Genomic DNA, 15,432 nt, shown 5'->3' with positions numbered 1-15,432 from the left:
CCCGAGGCGCCGAAGCGAAACGGGATCTGCCCCTACCGCGCCGACCCCGCGTGACGAAGACTGGGGCCGCCCGGTCGCCTTGCGCCGTGCCGGGCAGCCGGCCCCGGCCGAGCAGCCGACCGGGGACGCCGACCTCCGGCACGCTCTCCCCGCCGTCCGGAGGACCGCCCCGTGTGCGCCGCGACCCGGGTCCCGCCGCACGACACCGCTTGCCCGGCACTCGCGGGAGACGAGGAACGTCGGAGGGGTCCGGCATGTCCGAGTACGTCGCGATCGTCCGGCGACGCGCAGTCGACTGGTACCTCAGCGTCCCCGCGATCGACCGCAGCGCGCCGCTGTGGCGTCCCACCGAGGCGGCCCGCCTGGCCGTGTGGCTGGTCCGGCAGGCCACCGGCCGGGAGCCCCCGCACAGCGAGATCGACGTCCGCACCGCCGGACCCGACGACCTGTACCTCCCGGCCGGCCACGGCGGCGCCGAGGCCCGGCACACCGACGGCCGCTGGTACCGGGGCGAGCTCGCGGGCTGGGTGCGGCAGTCCGACGACTCCTGGCGGGCGGTGGTCTGCTACGCCGTGGCCGGCGTCATGTGGGAGCGGGTCCTGGCCGCCGGCCAGTGGCGGGGCGCGGCCGCCCCCGTGGAGGGCGCCGGCACCGTCGAGGGAGCCGGGACGTCGACGTGACCGGGCGCCCGGCGCCGGTCACTCGTCGAAGAGGGCGACCAGCTCGTCGGCGGTGCCCGCGACGTGCAGCGGGACGATGGAGACCGTCCAGCCCGGACGGCGCTCGTCGATGCCGAGGGCGAGGTCCCAGGCCGCCCGCGCGGTGAGCGGGCCGAAGCAGGCGTCGTCCCCGTCGTCGCTGACGGCGACCTCGACCAGCCAGCTGTCGGACAGGTCGGCGGCGAGCTCGCCGAAGTCGGGGTCGGTGCCGTCCTCGGGCTCGGGTGCGTCGGCCTGGACCGGGTAGATGATCGCCACGCCCGCCTCCTACAGCTGGACGCCGCGCGTCAGGGCGCCGTCCACGACCAGGTTCGTGCCGGTCGTGAAGCTGGACACCGGGCTGGACAGGAAGACCACGGCCTTGGCCATCTCCTCCGGCGTCCCCATGCGGCCGGTCGGGTTGAGCGCCAGCGAGTCCGCGAACAGCTCGGGCTGGCCCTGCTCGATGCTGTTCCAGATGCCGCCGGTGAAGTAGGTGTTGCCCGGGGAGACGACGTTGGCCCGCACCCCCCGGCCGGCCAGCTGGAACGCCAGCCCGCTGATGTAGCCGACGATCGCGGTCTTCATCGTCCCGTAGGGGCCCGAGGCGAAGTCGGACTCGCGGCCGGAGACGCTGGAGATGGCCACGATCGAGCCGTTGCTGCTGGCCTCCAGGTGCGGCAGTGCGGCCGTGGCGAGCCGCACCGTGTGCATGAGGTCGACCTCGAAGGAGGCGTACCAGTTCTCCTCGGTGTCCGGGACGGCCAGCGCGCTGACGCTCGCCACGACGGCGTCCAGCCCGCCCAGCCGGCCGGCCGCCGCCGCCACCCAGTCGGTCAGCGCCGCGCCGTCCCGCACGTCGAGCCGGACGCCGGTGGCCCGCCCGCCGCGGCCGGCGATCTCCTTCTCGGCCACCTCGATCTCGCCGGCGTCGCGGGCGCAGAACTCCACGACGGCGCCCTCGTCGACGAATGCCTCGACGATCGCCCGGCCGATGCCGCGGGTGCCGCCGGTGACGAGCACGCGGGAGCCGGTCAACTGCAGGTCCACGGGGTTCCTCCCAGGGGTCAGAGCAGGGTCGCCGCGCGGCGGCGGAGGTCGTCGTGCAGCCCGCCGTAGGCCGTGGCCCGCGGCAGGAGGGACTTGCGGGCCTTCACCACGGCGCTGTAGTTGGCGTCGACGACGTTGGCGATCGGCACCTCGGTGATCTGCGACAGCAGCTGGTAGCCGTCCATCGGGTGCAGGCCGAAGAGCTCGCCGAACCAGCGCACGAGCTCCACCTGGCCGATCCGCCAGGCGTCCTCCAGGGGCCGGCTGGACCCGACGGTCATCCAGTGCGTGTCGTCCTCGAGCCGCGGCCACAGCGGGGCCCCGCCCTTGACCAGCTCGACGATCAGCGTCGTGGTCATCGCGCCCTCGACGGCGGTGCCGCACGCCTCGCCCTCGCCCTGGCGGTAGTGCCCGTCGCCGACGGAGAACAGCGCCCCCTCGACGTTGACCCCGAGGAAGCAGGTGGTGCCGGGCCGCATCTGCGGGGTGTCCATGTTGCCGCCGAAGCGCTCGGGCACCAGCGAGCTGCGCACCTCGCCGCCGGGCGGGGCGACCCCGACCGTGCCGAGCATCGGCTCCACCGGCAGCGCGACCTGCAGGTCGGTGTGCTGCGCGGCGAAGGTGACGGTGTTGGCGGCCCGGTCGAGCTCGTAGATCCAGGTGGTGTCCGGCAGCGCGTCCTGCAGGGTCGCCGTCCGGTCGGTGCTGGTCAGCCCGCCGAAGAACGGGATCGCGGCCGAGGCGCCCCAGTCGCGGGCCGGCTCCATCGCGACGAAGTGCAGGGCGAGGGTGTCACCGGGCTCGGCGCCCTCGACGTAGAAGGGGCCGGTCTGCGGGTTGACGAAGCGCAGGTCGACCTTCTCCGTCGAGAGGTCCTTGGTCGAGCGGAGCGCGCCGTTGAACGCGTCCTCGGACCACACCCGCAGCGCCGTCCCCGGTGTCACCCGCCGCAGCGGGGCCACCCCGCCGAACGTGTACGCGTACTGCTCGAACGACGGCACGACCTCGACGACGTCCATGACGCACCCTAGGAAGCCGCAGGTGACGTCGGCAACGGCTGCGGCGCGCCGGGCAGCCGCACCCGGTCCGGCGTGAGCTCCGCGACGGACGGGACGCCGAGCAGCTGCAGCGTCCGCGCCACCTCGCGGGACAGGATGTCGGCCACCCGCTGCACGCCTCGCTCGCCGCCGGCCATCAGCCCGTACAGGTACGCCCGCCCGACGAGGCAGGCCCGCGCGCCCAGGGCCACCGCGGCGACGACGTCGGCACCGTCGAGGATGCCGCCGTCGAGGTAGACCTCCGCCCGGTCCCCCACCGCCGCGACGACCGCGGGCAGCTCCAGCAGCGGCGTGGGCGCGCGGTCCAGCTGGCGGCCGCCGTGGTTGGAGACGACGACGGCGTCGGCGCCGGCGTCCACCACGGCGCGGGCGTCCTCCGCCGTCTGCACGCCCTTGACGACCAGCGCGCCGGACCACCGCTGCCGCAGGTCCCGGACGTCGGCGAGGGTCGCGGCCGGCTCGAAGACGCGGTCGGCGAGCTCGGCGACGGTGCCGCCCCACGAGCGCAGGGAGGCGAACTCGAGCGGCTCGGTGGTGAGCAGGTCGACCCACCAGCGCGGGTGGACGGCGGCGTTGGCCACCGTCCGCAGGGTGAGCGCCGGGGGGATGGTGAACCCGTTGCGGACGTCGCGCAGCCGCGGCCCGGCCACCGGGGTGTCGACGGTGAGCACCAGCGCCTCGTAGCCGGCCGCGGCAGCCCGCGCGACCAGGGCCTCGCTGGCCTCGCGGTCGCGCCACAGGTAGAGCTGGAACCACCGGCGCCCGCCCGGCGCGGCCGCGGCGAGGGCCTCGATCGTCGTCGTCCCCATGGTCGACAACGCGTGCGGGATGCCCACCCGCGCGGCCACCCGGCCGACGGCGGACTCCCCCTCGGTGTGCATGAGCCGGGTGAAGCCGGTCGGCGCGAAGACCAGCGGGAGGGCCGCCGGGCGGCCGAGGACCGTCGTCGACGGGTCGACGACGGAGACGTCGCGCAGCACGCTCGGCCGGAACTCCAGGCGGGTGAACGCCTCGCGGGAGCGCCGCAGGCTCTCCTCCGCACCGGCTGCGCCGTCGGTGTAGTCGAAGACCGCGCGCGGCACCCGGCGGCGGGCGATCGTGCGCAGGTCCCCGACGGTCGCCGCCGCGGCCAGCCGCCGGTCGGTCGCGTCGCCGGACAGCGGTCGCGGACGGACGAGCTCACGCAGCTCGGACCAGCGGGGAACGCGGCGCTCGACCACCCAGGGCCTCCTCGTGTCGGCGGTCCGCCCACCCTGCCAGCACCGGTGGTGCAGCCGGTACCCGTGGGACGACACGACCGCCCCGCCGCGCGCCGCACGCGAACCGCCGTTAACGTCGCTGGCACAGTGACGTGCGTCACCGTCGCCGCCCGCACCGAGGAACAGGCAGGTCCCCATGCTCTACACCGCGTACGAGTGGAACCGCCGGGCGAGCACGCCCGTCGTGACGGCCTCCGGGCTCACCGCCCGGGCCCTCTCCACCCTGCCGACCGCGCTCTCCGGCCGGACCGCGGTGCGCCACCTCCGGGCGGCCTGCGACATCGTGGCGCGCGCCCGCCCCACCCACCACCGGCCGGAGTACGGCATCGACGTGGTGCCGGTCGGCGACCGGCTGGCCGACGTGCGCGAGGAGCCCCTGACGGCCACCCCGTTCGCCACCCTCCTGCACTTCGCGAAGCCCTCCGTCACCGACCAGCCGAAGGTGCTCGTCGTCGGGCCGATGTCCGGCCACTTCACCACGCTGATCCGGCCGACGATCCGCACGCTGCTGTCCGACCACGACGTGTACGTGCTCGACTGGCACAACGCCCGGGACATCCCGGTGGAGCACGGCCCGTTCGGGCTCGACGAGTACATCGAGCACGTCATGACGGCGCTGCGGCACCTGGGACCGGACGCGCACGTGGTGGCGGTCTGCCAGCCCGCCGTCCCGGTGCTGGCGGCGGTGTCCCTGCTCGCGGCGGCGGACGACGACGCCCAGCCGCGGAGCGTGACGCTGATGGCCGGGCCGGTCGACACGCGGGTCAACCCGAACCGGGTGAACGAGGCCGCGGCGAAGCGGCCGCTGTCGGCCTACGAGCGCCGGCTCATCGACACGGTGCCCGCCCGCTACCCCGGCGCAGGGCGGCGGGTCTACCCGGGGGTGGTGCAGCTGACCGCCTTCATGTCGATGAACCCGCGCCGGCACTGGGGCGCCCATCTGCAGATGTACCGCGACCTGGTGGCGGGCAACGCCGAGCGGGCGGCCGCGACGCGGGCGTTCTACGACGAGTACGGCGCCGTGATGGACGTCCCGGCCGAGTTCTACCTGGAGACCGTCGGCCGCATCTTCATGGACCACGACTTCGCGCTGGGCCGGTTCACCTGGCGCGGGCAGCCGGTCGACCCCGGCGCGATCCGGCGGACCGCGCTGCTCACCGTCGAGGGCGCCCGCGACGACATCTGCTCCCCGGGTCAGACCGAGGCGGCGCACGCGCTGTGCACCGGGATCCCCGACGAGCACAAGCGGCACCACCTGCAGCCGGGCGTCGGTCACTACGGCGTGTTCAGCGGCTCCCGCTGGGAGGCCGAGGTGTACCCGGTGCTGCGTTCGTTCGTCGCGGAGCACGCCGCCGAGCGGGCCGCCGCCGTCTGACAGCCACGGGAGCATCGCAGCGAGGAACGAGCGGTGGTGGCCGCGCTGCAGGGTCCCGCCGCGAGCTTGCGAGCGGTGGGGGGCAGCGGGGTCCTTACACGGGGCGCGGAAGCCGGCCGGTGTCACCGCGTCTGACAGCCACGGGGCGCCGGCGACCCGCAGCTCACGCCAGCCGCTGGGCGCGCACGGTCAGCGGCCGGCCGTCGGTGACCGGGAGCGGGTCGTCGTCCGCCACCTCGTGGTCCACCACCTCGCCGGGCAGCTCCGCGAGCTGCTCGGCGGGGTCCTCCGCGGTCGGCAGCCACCGGCCCCACCAGCGCAGCAGGTGCCCCACCCGGGCCAGCCGGTGTCGCGGGCGGCCGGACCGGGCCAGCTCGTGCCCCTCCCCCGGGAACAGCAGGAGCTCCGCGGGCACCCCTCGTCTTCTCAGCTCGGCGTAGAGCCGGTGCGCCTGCTCGACCGGGCAGCGCCAGTCCTGTTCGCCGTGGACCACCAGCGTCGGGGTGGTGATCGACCCGGCCTGCGCGAGAACGCTCTGCTCCGCGGTGCCGACGGCGCTCCCCGGGTCCAGGCAGGCGCCCTCCACGACCGCCGCGGCGAAGCGCGGGGTGCGCCCGATCAGCAGCGCGGCGAGGGAGCCGCCGTAGCCGACGCCCATGACCCCGACCCGGTCGGCGTCCAGGGCGGGGTCCTCCAGGGCGGCGTCGAGGAGGGCGACGACGTCGGCGGCGTCGACGGTGCCCTGCGCGCCGCGGAGCACCCGCCCGTGCGCCTGCCCGTAGCCGGACGACCCGCGCGGGTTGCACCGGACGACGGCGTAGCCGGCCGTGACCAGCACCTGCGCGTCGTCGAGCAGCGACCAGCCGTCCTGCCGGTAGGGGCCGTCGTGCAGCAGCAGGACCACCGGGTGCGGACCCGGCCCGTCGGGCACGGTGACCCACCCGTGCACCGGGGACCCGTCGGGGGCGGCCGCGGTGACCTCGCCCGCCCGGTGCAGCCGGCCGGTGGCACCCAGCGCGCGGCCGAAGCCGGTGAGCAGCCGGCGCCGGCCGGGCGTGATGGCGATGAGCTCCCCCGCGGAGCGGTCGTGTGCCACGGTGGCTACGACGGCGCCCCCGCCGGCCGCGATCCCGCGGACGGTGAACGGCCCGTCGACCAGCGCCTCGGGCGCCCCGCCGGCCAGCGGCACCCGCAGCAGCTCGACCGCGCCGCGCCGCTGCACGCCGAGGAGCGCGGCGCCGTCGGCCAGCACGGTCGCGGGCGTCTCGTCCCCGCGGTCGGTCTCCTCCGGGTCCAGCAGCGGCTCGAGGGGCCCGCCGCCGGCCGGGACGCGGCACAGCGTCGCGCTGCGGGCGACGTCGTCGGTGCCGTCGGGGCCCAGGTCGGGCCGGGCGGTCAGGTACAGCCAGGTGCCGGTCGGGTCGTAGACGGGCCGGGAGCAGTCGGCCCGCCCGTCGGTGACCCGCCGCAGGGCCCCGCCCGCCGCCGGGACGGCGTGGACGTCGCGCACCAGGTCGCGGTCGGCGCGCGGGTGGCGCGCGGACACGAAGGCCAGCTCCGCGCCGTCCGGGCTCCAGGCGACGTCCCCGTCGTCGGCGGGGCCGTCGGTGAGCTGCCGCGGCGGGGGCGGTGACGTGGCGTCGTCCGCGCCGTCCGGGGGCAGGTCGAGGACGAACACGTGGCTGTGCTGGTCCACGACGAAGCCGACGCCGTCGAGCCGGTACCGCAGGGTGGTGATCAGCCGCGGCGGCTCGGCCTCGGGCGCGACGTCCGGGTCGGTGCCGTAGCGCCCCTGCTCGGGCACCCGCGCGGTGTACGCCAGCCGGCGGGAGTCCGGCGACCACACCGGTGCGCCGGCGCCGAGCGGGTGCCCGGTCAGCCGTCGCGGCGCCCCACCGGCGGTGGGCAGCACGTGCACCTGCGGCCGGCCGCCCGGCTCGGCGCCCAGGTAGGCCAGCCACCGGCCGTCCGGGGAGAACGCCGGCGTGGTGTCCCGGGCGCCCGAGGTCAGCGCCCGGGCGGGCGCCGACCCGTCGGTGGGCACGGCCCACAGCTGGCTGCGGTACTCGTCGGCGTCCAGGTCGAGCCGGGTGACGGCCACGACGGCCATCCGGCCGTCCGGGGAGACCGCCGGGACGCCGGGGGTGCGCAGCAGCGCCAGGTCGGCAGGACGCATGGGGGGCGGCGCCTCAGCGGCGGCGCGTGTCCTCCCCCACCTCGTCGCCCTCGGCCACGGTCTCCGTGCGGCGCTCGGCGTCGGCCAGCGCCTCCGGGCCCTGCGTCTGCACCGTGCCCGCGACCTCCTCGTCGGCCGGCGACTCCTCCGGCATCTCGCCGCGGGTCTTGATCAGGCTGGCGATCGTCGCGATCGCGAGGACGCCGAGGATGATCGACAGCGACAGCCAGATCGGGATGGTCGGCACGGCCTCGATGTGCTCCCCGCCGTTGATGAACGGCACGGTGTTCTCGTGCAGGGCCTCCATGACCAGCTTGACGCCGATGAAGGCAAGGATCACGGCGAGGCCCAGGGAGAGGTAGACCAGCCGCTTGAGCAGCCCGCCGAGCAGGAAGTACAGCTGGCGCAGGCCCATGAGCGCGAAGACGTTGGCCGTGAAGACGATGAACGGCTCCCGGGTGAGGCCGAAGATCGCCGGGATGCTGTCGAGGGCGAAGATCAGGTCCGTCGTCCCCAGGGCCAGGAAGACGATGACCATCGGCGTCCAGAGCTTCCGGCCCTTCTCCGTCACCCGGATCTTCGCGCCCTGGAAGTCCGCGGTCATCGGGAGCACCCGGCGCATCCGCCGGATGAACGCGTTCTCCTCGTAGTCCTCGTCCTCGTTGCGGTGCCGGACGAGGTTGATCGCGGTGTAGACCAGGAAGGCGCCGAAGAAGTAGAAGACCCAGGTGAACTGGGAGATGAGTGCGGCGCCGGCCAGGATGAAGATCCCGCGCAGGATCAGCGCGATGATGATCCCGACCATCAGGGCCTCCTGCTGCAGGTGCCGCGGCACCCGGAAGCGGGCCATGATGATCACGAAGACGAACAGGTTGTCGACCGACAGGCTGTACTCGGTCAGCCAGCCCGCGTAGAACTCCGTCGCGAACTGCCCGTTCGTGAACACCAGCAGCAGCACGCCGAAGAGCAGGGCCAGCGCGACGTAGAAGCTGACCCACAGGCTCGCCTCCTTGAAGGAGGGCTCATGCGGGCGGCGGGCGACGATCGCGAGGTCGGCGAGCAGCAGGACGGTCAGCCCCACGAACGTCGCGACCTCGAACCAGACGGGCAGATCCACGGAGGCTCACTCTACGGTGCGGCCGATCGGCCCGGCCGACGGCGATGGATGTGGGCAGAGCCCCGGCGGACGTCCTGGGACGTCCGCCGGGGACGGTGTTCAGTCGGTGGACGACCGGTCCGCGCCGCTGCTGGCGGCGGTCCCGGCGACCACGGAGGAGCCGGTGCTGCGGCCGTCGTCCCCGGCGGCCTGGTCGGGAGAGTTCCCCTCGAGGACGCCCCCGGAACGTGCGCGACCAGGTGCGGCAGCCCGCGCCCGGTCGCGCCGGTTGCTCGCCAGGCTCGCCACGGTCGTCACCACCAGCGTGCCGAGGATGACCGCCAGGGACAACCAGGTCGGGATCTCCGGGACGACGGTCACGTGCTCCCCGCCGTTGACGAACGGCAGCTCGTTGGTGTGCAGCGCGTGGATGACCAGCTTGACGCCGATGAAGCCGAGGATGACCGCGAGCCCGTACGAGAGGTAGACGAGCCGGTCGAGCAGGCCGTCGAGCAGGAAGAACAGCTGCCGCAGGCCGAGCAGCGCGAAGGCGTTGGCGGTGAAGACCAGGTAGGTCTCCTGGGTCAGCCCGAAGATCGCCGGGATCGAGTCGACGGCGAACAGGATGTCGGCGCTGCCGATGGCCACCAGCGCGATCGCCAGCGGGGTGATGTAGCGCTTGCCCTTGATCGTCGTGGTCAAGCGGTCGCCGTGGTACTCCTCGGTGGTCGGCAGCAGCCGCCGGGTGAGGCGGAGGACGCCGTTCTCCTCGAACCTCTCGTCGTGCGAGTGACCGCCGCCCTTCGCCTGGGCGTACGCCGTCCAGATGAGGAAGGCGCCGAACAGGTAGAAGACCCAGCTGAAGTTCTCGATCGCGGCGGCGCCGACGAGGATGAAGACCGTCCGCAGCGCGAGGGCGAACGCGATGCCGAAGAGCAGCACCTTCTGCTGCAGCTCCCGGGGCACCGCGAAGCTGCTCATGATCAGGACGAAGACGAACAGGTTGTCCACCGAGAGGCTCTTCTCGGTGATGAAGCCGGCGAAGTACTCACCGCCGTACTGGGGCCCGGCGAACCACAGCACGAGCAGCCCGAACACGACGGCGATGCCGACGTAGACCGCTGACCAGGTGGCGGACTCGCGCAGGGTGGGTGCGTGCGGCGTGCGCACGTGGCCGACGAAGTCGAACACGAGCATTCCGACGATGGCGGCGACGGTGATCGCCCAGATCCAGAAGGGGACGTCCACGGGTTGTTTCCTCCGGTACTGGCAGACGTGTCAGTGCCGGAGGTCTCTCCCGCCGCGGGCGCGACCGGCAGGACCGGAGATCCCCGAGAGACCCCGTGATGACGACCCCGCCGCGTAGGGATACTCCCCTCCACGTGCGGACCCGGGTCCGGGCAAGCGGCATCGCCGGCTCGCACCGCGGGTCCACACAGGGGACGAACGAGCGGCCGACGGAGTTCCCGTCGCCCGGGGGTGAGCCCGGTCACCGCTCGAGCGCCCATGGCGGCGGGTCCGGGCCTCGCGGCGGGTCGGGGCACCGGGGGTGTCAGGGTGCGATGGGCCGTCGGCTCCGGGGCAGCGCGGCGACGACCGCGTCGTACGACGTGTCGACGAGCTCCCGGACCTCGTCGTCGGGGACCGTGCCGGTCCAGTCGACGGCGTTCCAGCCGTAGCGCCCGATGTAGGAGCTGGCCACGATCGCGCCCGGATGGCGCTCCCGCCACTCCGCTGCCTCGGCGGCGTCGCGGCCGCACTTCACCCCGACGGTGCCGGTGTCCAGGCCGATGAAGGCGAACGCCTTGCCGCCCACCTTGGCGACCAGCTCCGCCTCGCCCCAGGGGTAGGTCTCCTCCGCCCCCGGCTTGGCCAGGCAGTACTCGACCAGCTGATCGCGCTCCACCCGCGCGACCCTAGGCAATCCGGACCCGCTCCCGGCCCCACCAGGCCCCGCTTCAGGGCCCCGCCGCGAGCCTGCGAGAGAGAGGACCACGCCCTCCTCACCCCTCGCAGGCTCGGGTCGAGCCTCCGGGCGCGGCCGCTCAGGCGTGCGCGGCGTCGAGCTGCCGCAGCTCCTTCTTCAGCTCCGCCAGCTCGTCGCGCAGCCGGGCGGCGACCTCGAACTGCAGTTCGCGGGCCGCGGCCAGCATCTGGTCGTTCACCTGGGCGATGAGGTCGGCCAGCTCGTTGCGCGGCAGGCCCTGGACGTCGATCGACCCCGCCTTGGCCTTGCCCTTCTTCGAGGACAGGCCCGGCACCGGCGACTTGCCGCGGGACTGCTGCCGGCCCGAGCCGCCGATGAGCTCGGCGGCCTCCGCGTCCTCGGCCTCGCGGTAGATGCCGTCGAGGATGTCGACGATCTTCTTCCGCAGCGGCTGGGGGTCGATGCCCCGCTCGGTGTTGTAGGCGATCTGCTTCTCCCGCCGGCGGTTGGTCTCGTCGATCGCGTGCGCCATGGACGGGGTGATCGAGTCCGCGTACATGTGCACCTGCCCGGAGACGTTGCGGGCGGCGCGGCCGATGGTCTGGATGAGCGAGGTGCCCGACCGGAGGAAGCCCTCCTTGTCGGCGTCCAGGATCGCCACCAGCGACACCTCGGGCAGGTCGAGGCCCTCGCGCAGCAGGTTGATGCCGACCAGGACGTCGTACTCGCCCTGCCGCAGCTCGCGCAGCAGCTCCACCCGACGCAGGGTGTCGACCTCGGAGTGCAGGTAGCGGACCTTGATGCCGAGCTCGAGCAGGTAGTCGGTGAGGTCCTCGGCCATCTTCTTGGTCAGCGTGGTGACGAGCACCCGCTCGTCACGCTCGGTGCGCAGGCGGATCTCGTGCACCAGGTCGTCGATCTGGCCCTTGGTCGGCTTGATGACCACCTCGGGGTCGACCAGGCCGGTCGGCCGGATGACCTGCTCGACGAACTCGCCCTGGGTGCGGCCGAGCTCGTAGGGCCCCGGCGTGGCCGACAGGTAGACGGTCTGGCCGATCCGGTCGGTGAACTCCTCCCACTTCAGCGGGCGGTTGTCCATCGCCGAGGGGAGCCGGAAGCCGTGCTCGACCAGGGTGCGCTTGCGGCTCATGTCGCCCTCGTACATGCCGCCGATCTGCGGCACGGTCACGTGCGACTCGTCGATGACCAGGAGGAAGTCGTCGGGGAAGTAGTCGATGAGACAGGCGCCGGCGCTGCCGGGGGCGCGGCCGTCGATGTGCCGCGAGTAGTTCTCGATGCCGGAACAGAAGCCGACCTGGCGCATCATCTCGATGTCGTAGGTGGTGCGCATGCGCAGCCGCTGGGCCTCCAGCAGCTTGCCCTGCCGCTCCAGCTCCGCCAGCCGCTGCTCGAGCTCGGCCTCGATCGAGGCGATCGCCCGCTCCATGCGGTCGGGACCGGCCACGTAGTGGGTGGCCGGGAAGACGAACAGCTCCTGGACCTCGCGCACCACCTCGCCGGTCAGCGGGTGCAGGTAGTACAGCCGCTCCACCTCGTCGCCGAACATCTCGATGCGGACGGCGAGCTCCTCGTACACCGGGAAGACCTCGATGGTGTCGCCGCGCACCCGGAACGTGCCGCGGGTGAAGCTGAGGTCGTTGCGGGTGTACTGCTCGGTGACCAGCGTGCGCAGCAGCTCGTCGCGGTCGCGCTCCTCCCCCACCGAGATCTTCAGCGCGCGGTCGACGTACTCCTCGGGCGTGCCCAGGCCGTAGATGCACGAGACGGTGGCGACCACGACGACGTCGCGCCGGGTGAGCAGCGCCTGCGTGGCCGAGTGCCGCAGCCGCTCGACCTCCTCGTTGATCGAGGAGTCCTTCTCGATGTAGGTGTCGGTCTGCGGGACGTACGCCTCGGGCTGGTAGTAGTCGTAGTACGAGACGAAGTACTCGACGGCGTTGTCGGGCAGCAGCTCCCGGAACTCGTTGGCCAGCTGCGCGGCCAGCGTCTTGTTCGGCGCCATCACCAGCGTGGGCCGCTGCACCTGCTCGATCAGCCACGCCGTGGTGGCCGACTTGCCCGTGCCGGTGGCGCCGAGGAGGACGACGTCCTGCTCTCCGGCGTTCACCTTCTGGGCGAGCGCCTTGATGGCGGCCGGCTGGTCGCCCGAGGGCTGGAACTCGCTGACGACGCGGAAGCGCCCCTGGGTGGGACGGAGGTCGGTGGCTGCGCGCACGCCGACGACGGTACGACGGGGGTGTGACAGGACGGGGCCGCTGCGACGGCGGAGGACTCCTGGGGCTGCCGGGTCCGACCGGGTGGCCGACGGTGCTTGCCATGGGGTACGGCCGCCCCTAGCGTCCCCGTTCGCAGGAGCGGTCAGCGTCGAGGACCAGCGCCACCCGAGGCCACTGCCCGGGCGAGGTCGGACCCCGGCGTCGCTGCCCCGGCCGGACCTGCGCACGACGGCCCCCGTGGGATCCCCCGCGGGGGCCGTCGTCGTCCCGGGGTGGCGGTGAGCGACATCTCCACCTCCGCCGGCCACCGGAGGGTTGGGCGGCCTCGGGGCAGGGCAACGGGAACGGCGGAGCAGCACGCACCGACCTCCCCGCCGACGCCCCGCGGCCGGGAGGCCACCGGCCCCCGTCCCCGGGGACCCACGCAGGAGGACCTCGTTGATGAACCAGGTGTGGCCCGGCGCCGCCTACCCCCTCGGCGCCACGTTCGACGGCACCGGCACCAACTTCGCGATCTTCAGCGAGGTGGCCGAGAAGGTCGAGCTGTGCCTGTTCGACGACGCCGGCACCGAGACCCGCATCCGGTTGCCGGAGATGGACGGATACGTCTGGCACGCGTTCTTGCCCGGCATCCAGCCGGGGCAGCGCTACGGCTACCGGATCCACGGGCCGTACGACCCGTCGCAGGGGCTGCGCTGCAACCCCAACAAGCTGCTGCTGGACCCGTACGCCAAGGCCATCGACGGCCAGGTGGACTGGGACCCGTCGGTGTTCGGCTACGACTTCGACAGCGGCGAGCGCAACGACGAGGACTCGGCGGTGCACATGCCGAAGTCCGTCGTCGTCAACCCGTACTTCGACTGGGGCGTTGACCGGCCGCCGAAGACGCCGTACCACAAGTCCGTCATCTACGAGGCCCACGTCAAGGGCCTGACGATGACCCACCCGGACGTGCCCGAGGAGCTGCGCGGCACCTACGCCGGCATCGCCCACCCGGCCGTCATCGGGCACCTGCAGGGCCTCGGCGTCACGGCGATCGAGCTCATGCCGGTGCACCAGTTCGTGCAGGACGACACCCTCCAGCAGAAGGGCCTGCGCAACTACTGGGGCTACAACACGATCGGCTTCTTCGCCCCGCACAGCGAGTACGCCAGCAACACCGACAACGGCATGCAGGTGCAGGAGTTCAAGGGGATGGTGCGGACCCTGCACGAGGCGGGGATCGAGGTCATCCTCGACGTGGTCTACAACCACACGGCCGAGGGCAACCACCTGGGCCCCACGCTGTCGTTCAAGGGGATCGACAACCGGGCCTACTACCGCCTGGTCGAGGACGACCCGCAGTACTACATGGACTACACGGGCACCGGGAACTCGCTCAACGCCCGCACCCCCCAGGCGCTGCAGCTGATCATGGACTCGCTCCGCTACTGGGTCACCGAGATGCACGTCGACGGGTTCCGGTTCGACCTCGCCTCGACGCTGGCCCGCGAGCTGCACGCCGTCGACCGGCTGTCGGCCTTCTTCGACCTGGTGCACCAGGACCCGGTGGTCAGCCAGGTGAAGCTGATCGCCGAGCCGTGGGACGTCGGCGAGGGCGGCTACCAGGTCGGCAACTTCCCCGCCCTGTGGACCGAGTGGAACGGCAAGTACCGCGACACCGTCCGCGACTTCTGGCGCGGGGAGCCGGCGACCATCGGGGAGTTCGCCAGCCGGATCACCGGGTCCTCGGACCTCTACCAGCACTCCGGCCGCCGGCCGGTGGCCAGCATCAACTTCGTCACCGCCCACGACGGGTTCACCCTCAACGACCTGGTCTCGTACAACGAGAAGCACAACGAGGCCAACGGCGAGGGCAACAACGACGGCGAGAGCCACAACCGCAGCTGGAACTGCGGGGTCGAGGGCCCGACCGTCGACAAGAAGGTGCTCGCCCTCCGGGCGCGGCAGCGGCGCAACTTCATCGCCACGCTGATGCTCAGCCAGGGCGTGCCGATGCTGCTGCACGGCGACGAGCTCGGCCGCACGCAGGAGGGCAACAACAACGGCTACTGCCAGGACTCGCCGCTGACCTGGATCCACTGGGACGACGTGGACGAGGGCCTGCTGGACTTCACCAAGCTGGCGACCCGCATCCGGACCGAGCACCCGACGTTCCGCCGCCGCCGGTTCTTCCACGGCCGGCCGGTGCGCCGGGAGGCGGGGGCCCCGGTGCAGGACGTCGCCTGGCTGACCCCCGCCGGCGACCTCATGACCGAGGACGACTGGGACGCCGGCTTCAGCAAGTCGATCGCCATGTACCTCAACGGGCACGGCATCCGCGAGACCGACGAGCGCGGCGAGGACGTCGTCGACGACCACTTCTACCTGGCCTTCAACGCCTCGCACGAGCCGATGGACTTCTGCCTGCCGTCGGAGGAGTACGCGCAGTCCTGGACCGTCCGCCTCGACACCGCCGAGCTGGGCGACGTCGAGCCGCGCGAGCTCAAGCCGGGCGAGACGATCACCGTGCAGGACCGGTCCATGGTCGTGCTGAGCGCGGCGCGGCGGGCGTGA

General features: G+C 73.1%; 12 protein-coding genes. 3 read left to right on the top strand and 9 right to left on the bottom strand.

The features are described from left to right. Positions 1-254 precede the first annotated feature (254 nt). The gene (locus tag ACI79D_RS05150; RefSeq protein WP_456917243.1) at positions 255-680 is read left to right on the top strand and encodes a hypothetical protein; all 426 of its coding nucleotides are present in this window, start codon (positions 255-257) and stop codon (positions 678-680) included. An 18-nt stretch (positions 681-698) separates the two neighbouring features. Here the strand turns inward: ACI79D_RS05150 and ACI79D_RS05145 are convergent, their stop codons facing one another. Genes ACI79D_RS05145 through ACI79D_RS05130 form a run of 4 tightly spaced genes read right to left on the bottom strand, consistent with a single transcriptional unit; the run spans position 699 to position 4,026 of the window. Continuing rightward, a complete protein-coding gene (locus ACI79D_RS05145) occupies positions 699-977 on the bottom strand; it encodes a hypothetical protein (RefSeq protein WP_456917242.1) in 279 nt (92 codons plus the stop codon). Positions 978-986: 9 nt separating this feature from the next. Next, positions 987-1,748, bottom strand: coding sequence for an SDR family NAD(P)-dependent oxidoreductase (locus tag ACI79D_RS05140; protein ID WP_456917241.1), 762 nt, complete (start codon positions 1,746-1,748; stop codon positions 987-989). Positions 1,749-1,765: 17 nt separating this feature from the next. Continuing rightward, positions 1,766-2,767: an acetamidase/formamidase family protein gene (locus ACI79D_RS05135; protein WP_456917240.1), complete on the bottom strand. Its 1,002-nt coding sequence runs from the start codon at positions 2,765-2,767 to the stop codon at positions 1,766-1,768. Positions 2,768-2,775: 8 nt separating this feature from the next. After that, positions 2,776-4,026, bottom strand: a complete 1,251-nt coding sequence (locus ACI79D_RS05130) for an alpha-hydroxy acid oxidase (RefSeq protein ID WP_456917239.1) — start codon at positions 4,024-4,026, stop codon at positions 2,776-2,778. 175 nt (positions 4,027-4,201) lie between these two features. On the opposite strand from ACI79D_RS05130, the gene ACI79D_RS05125 reads away from it, so the two are divergent. Further along, positions 4,202-5,440, top strand: a complete 1,239-nt coding sequence (locus ACI79D_RS05125; RefSeq protein WP_456917238.1) for a polyhydroxyalkanoate depolymerase — start codon at positions 4,202-4,204, stop codon at positions 5,438-5,440. 163 nt (positions 5,441-5,603) lie between these two features. On the opposite strand, the gene ACI79D_RS05120 is transcribed toward ACI79D_RS05125, so the two are convergent. From ACI79D_RS05120 to uvrB, 5 genes are all read right to left on the bottom strand, one after another. Continuing rightward, entirely contained in the window at positions 5,604-7,616 is a 2,013-nt protein-coding gene (locus tag ACI79D_RS05120; protein ID WP_456917237.1) for a prolyl oligopeptidase family serine peptidase, read from the bottom strand. Between the two features lie 13 nt (positions 7,617-7,629). Next, complete coding sequence (locus ACI79D_RS05115) at positions 7,630-8,733, bottom strand: TerC family protein (RefSeq protein ID WP_456917236.1); 1,104 nt, start codon at positions 8,731-8,733, stop codon at positions 7,630-7,632. Positions 8,734-8,832: 99 nt separating this feature from the next. Further along, the gene (locus ACI79D_RS05110; protein WP_456917235.1) at positions 8,833-9,960 is read right to left on the bottom strand and encodes a TerC family protein; all 1,128 of its coding nucleotides are present in this window, start codon (positions 9,958-9,960) and stop codon (positions 8,833-8,835) included. Between the two features lie 304 nt (positions 9,961-10,264). Continuing rightward, on the bottom strand, positions 10,265-10,618 hold the full coding sequence (locus ACI79D_RS05105; RefSeq protein WP_456917234.1) for an MmcQ/YjbR family DNA-binding protein: 354 nt from the start codon (positions 10,616-10,618) through the stop codon (positions 10,265-10,267). Positions 10,619-10,757: 139 nt separating this feature from the next. Further along, the gene (uvrB, locus tag ACI79D_RS05100) at positions 10,758-12,875 is read right to left on the bottom strand and encodes an excinuclease ABC subunit UvrB (protein ID WP_456917233.1); all 2,118 of its coding nucleotides are present in this window, start codon (positions 12,873-12,875) and stop codon (positions 10,758-10,760) included. A gap of 442 nt (positions 12,876-13,317) precedes the next feature. Between uvrB and glgX the strand changes: the two genes are divergently transcribed. Next, the gene (gene glgX / locus ACI79D_RS05095; RefSeq protein WP_456917232.1) at positions 13,318-15,432 is read left to right on the top strand and encodes a glycogen debranching protein GlgX; all 2,115 of its coding nucleotides are present in this window, start codon (positions 13,318-13,320) and stop codon (positions 15,430-15,432) included.

This window comes from Geodermatophilus sp. SYSU D00708 (genome assembly GCF_054050115.1).
This window is presented reverse-complemented; position numbering and strand designations above follow the sequence as displayed.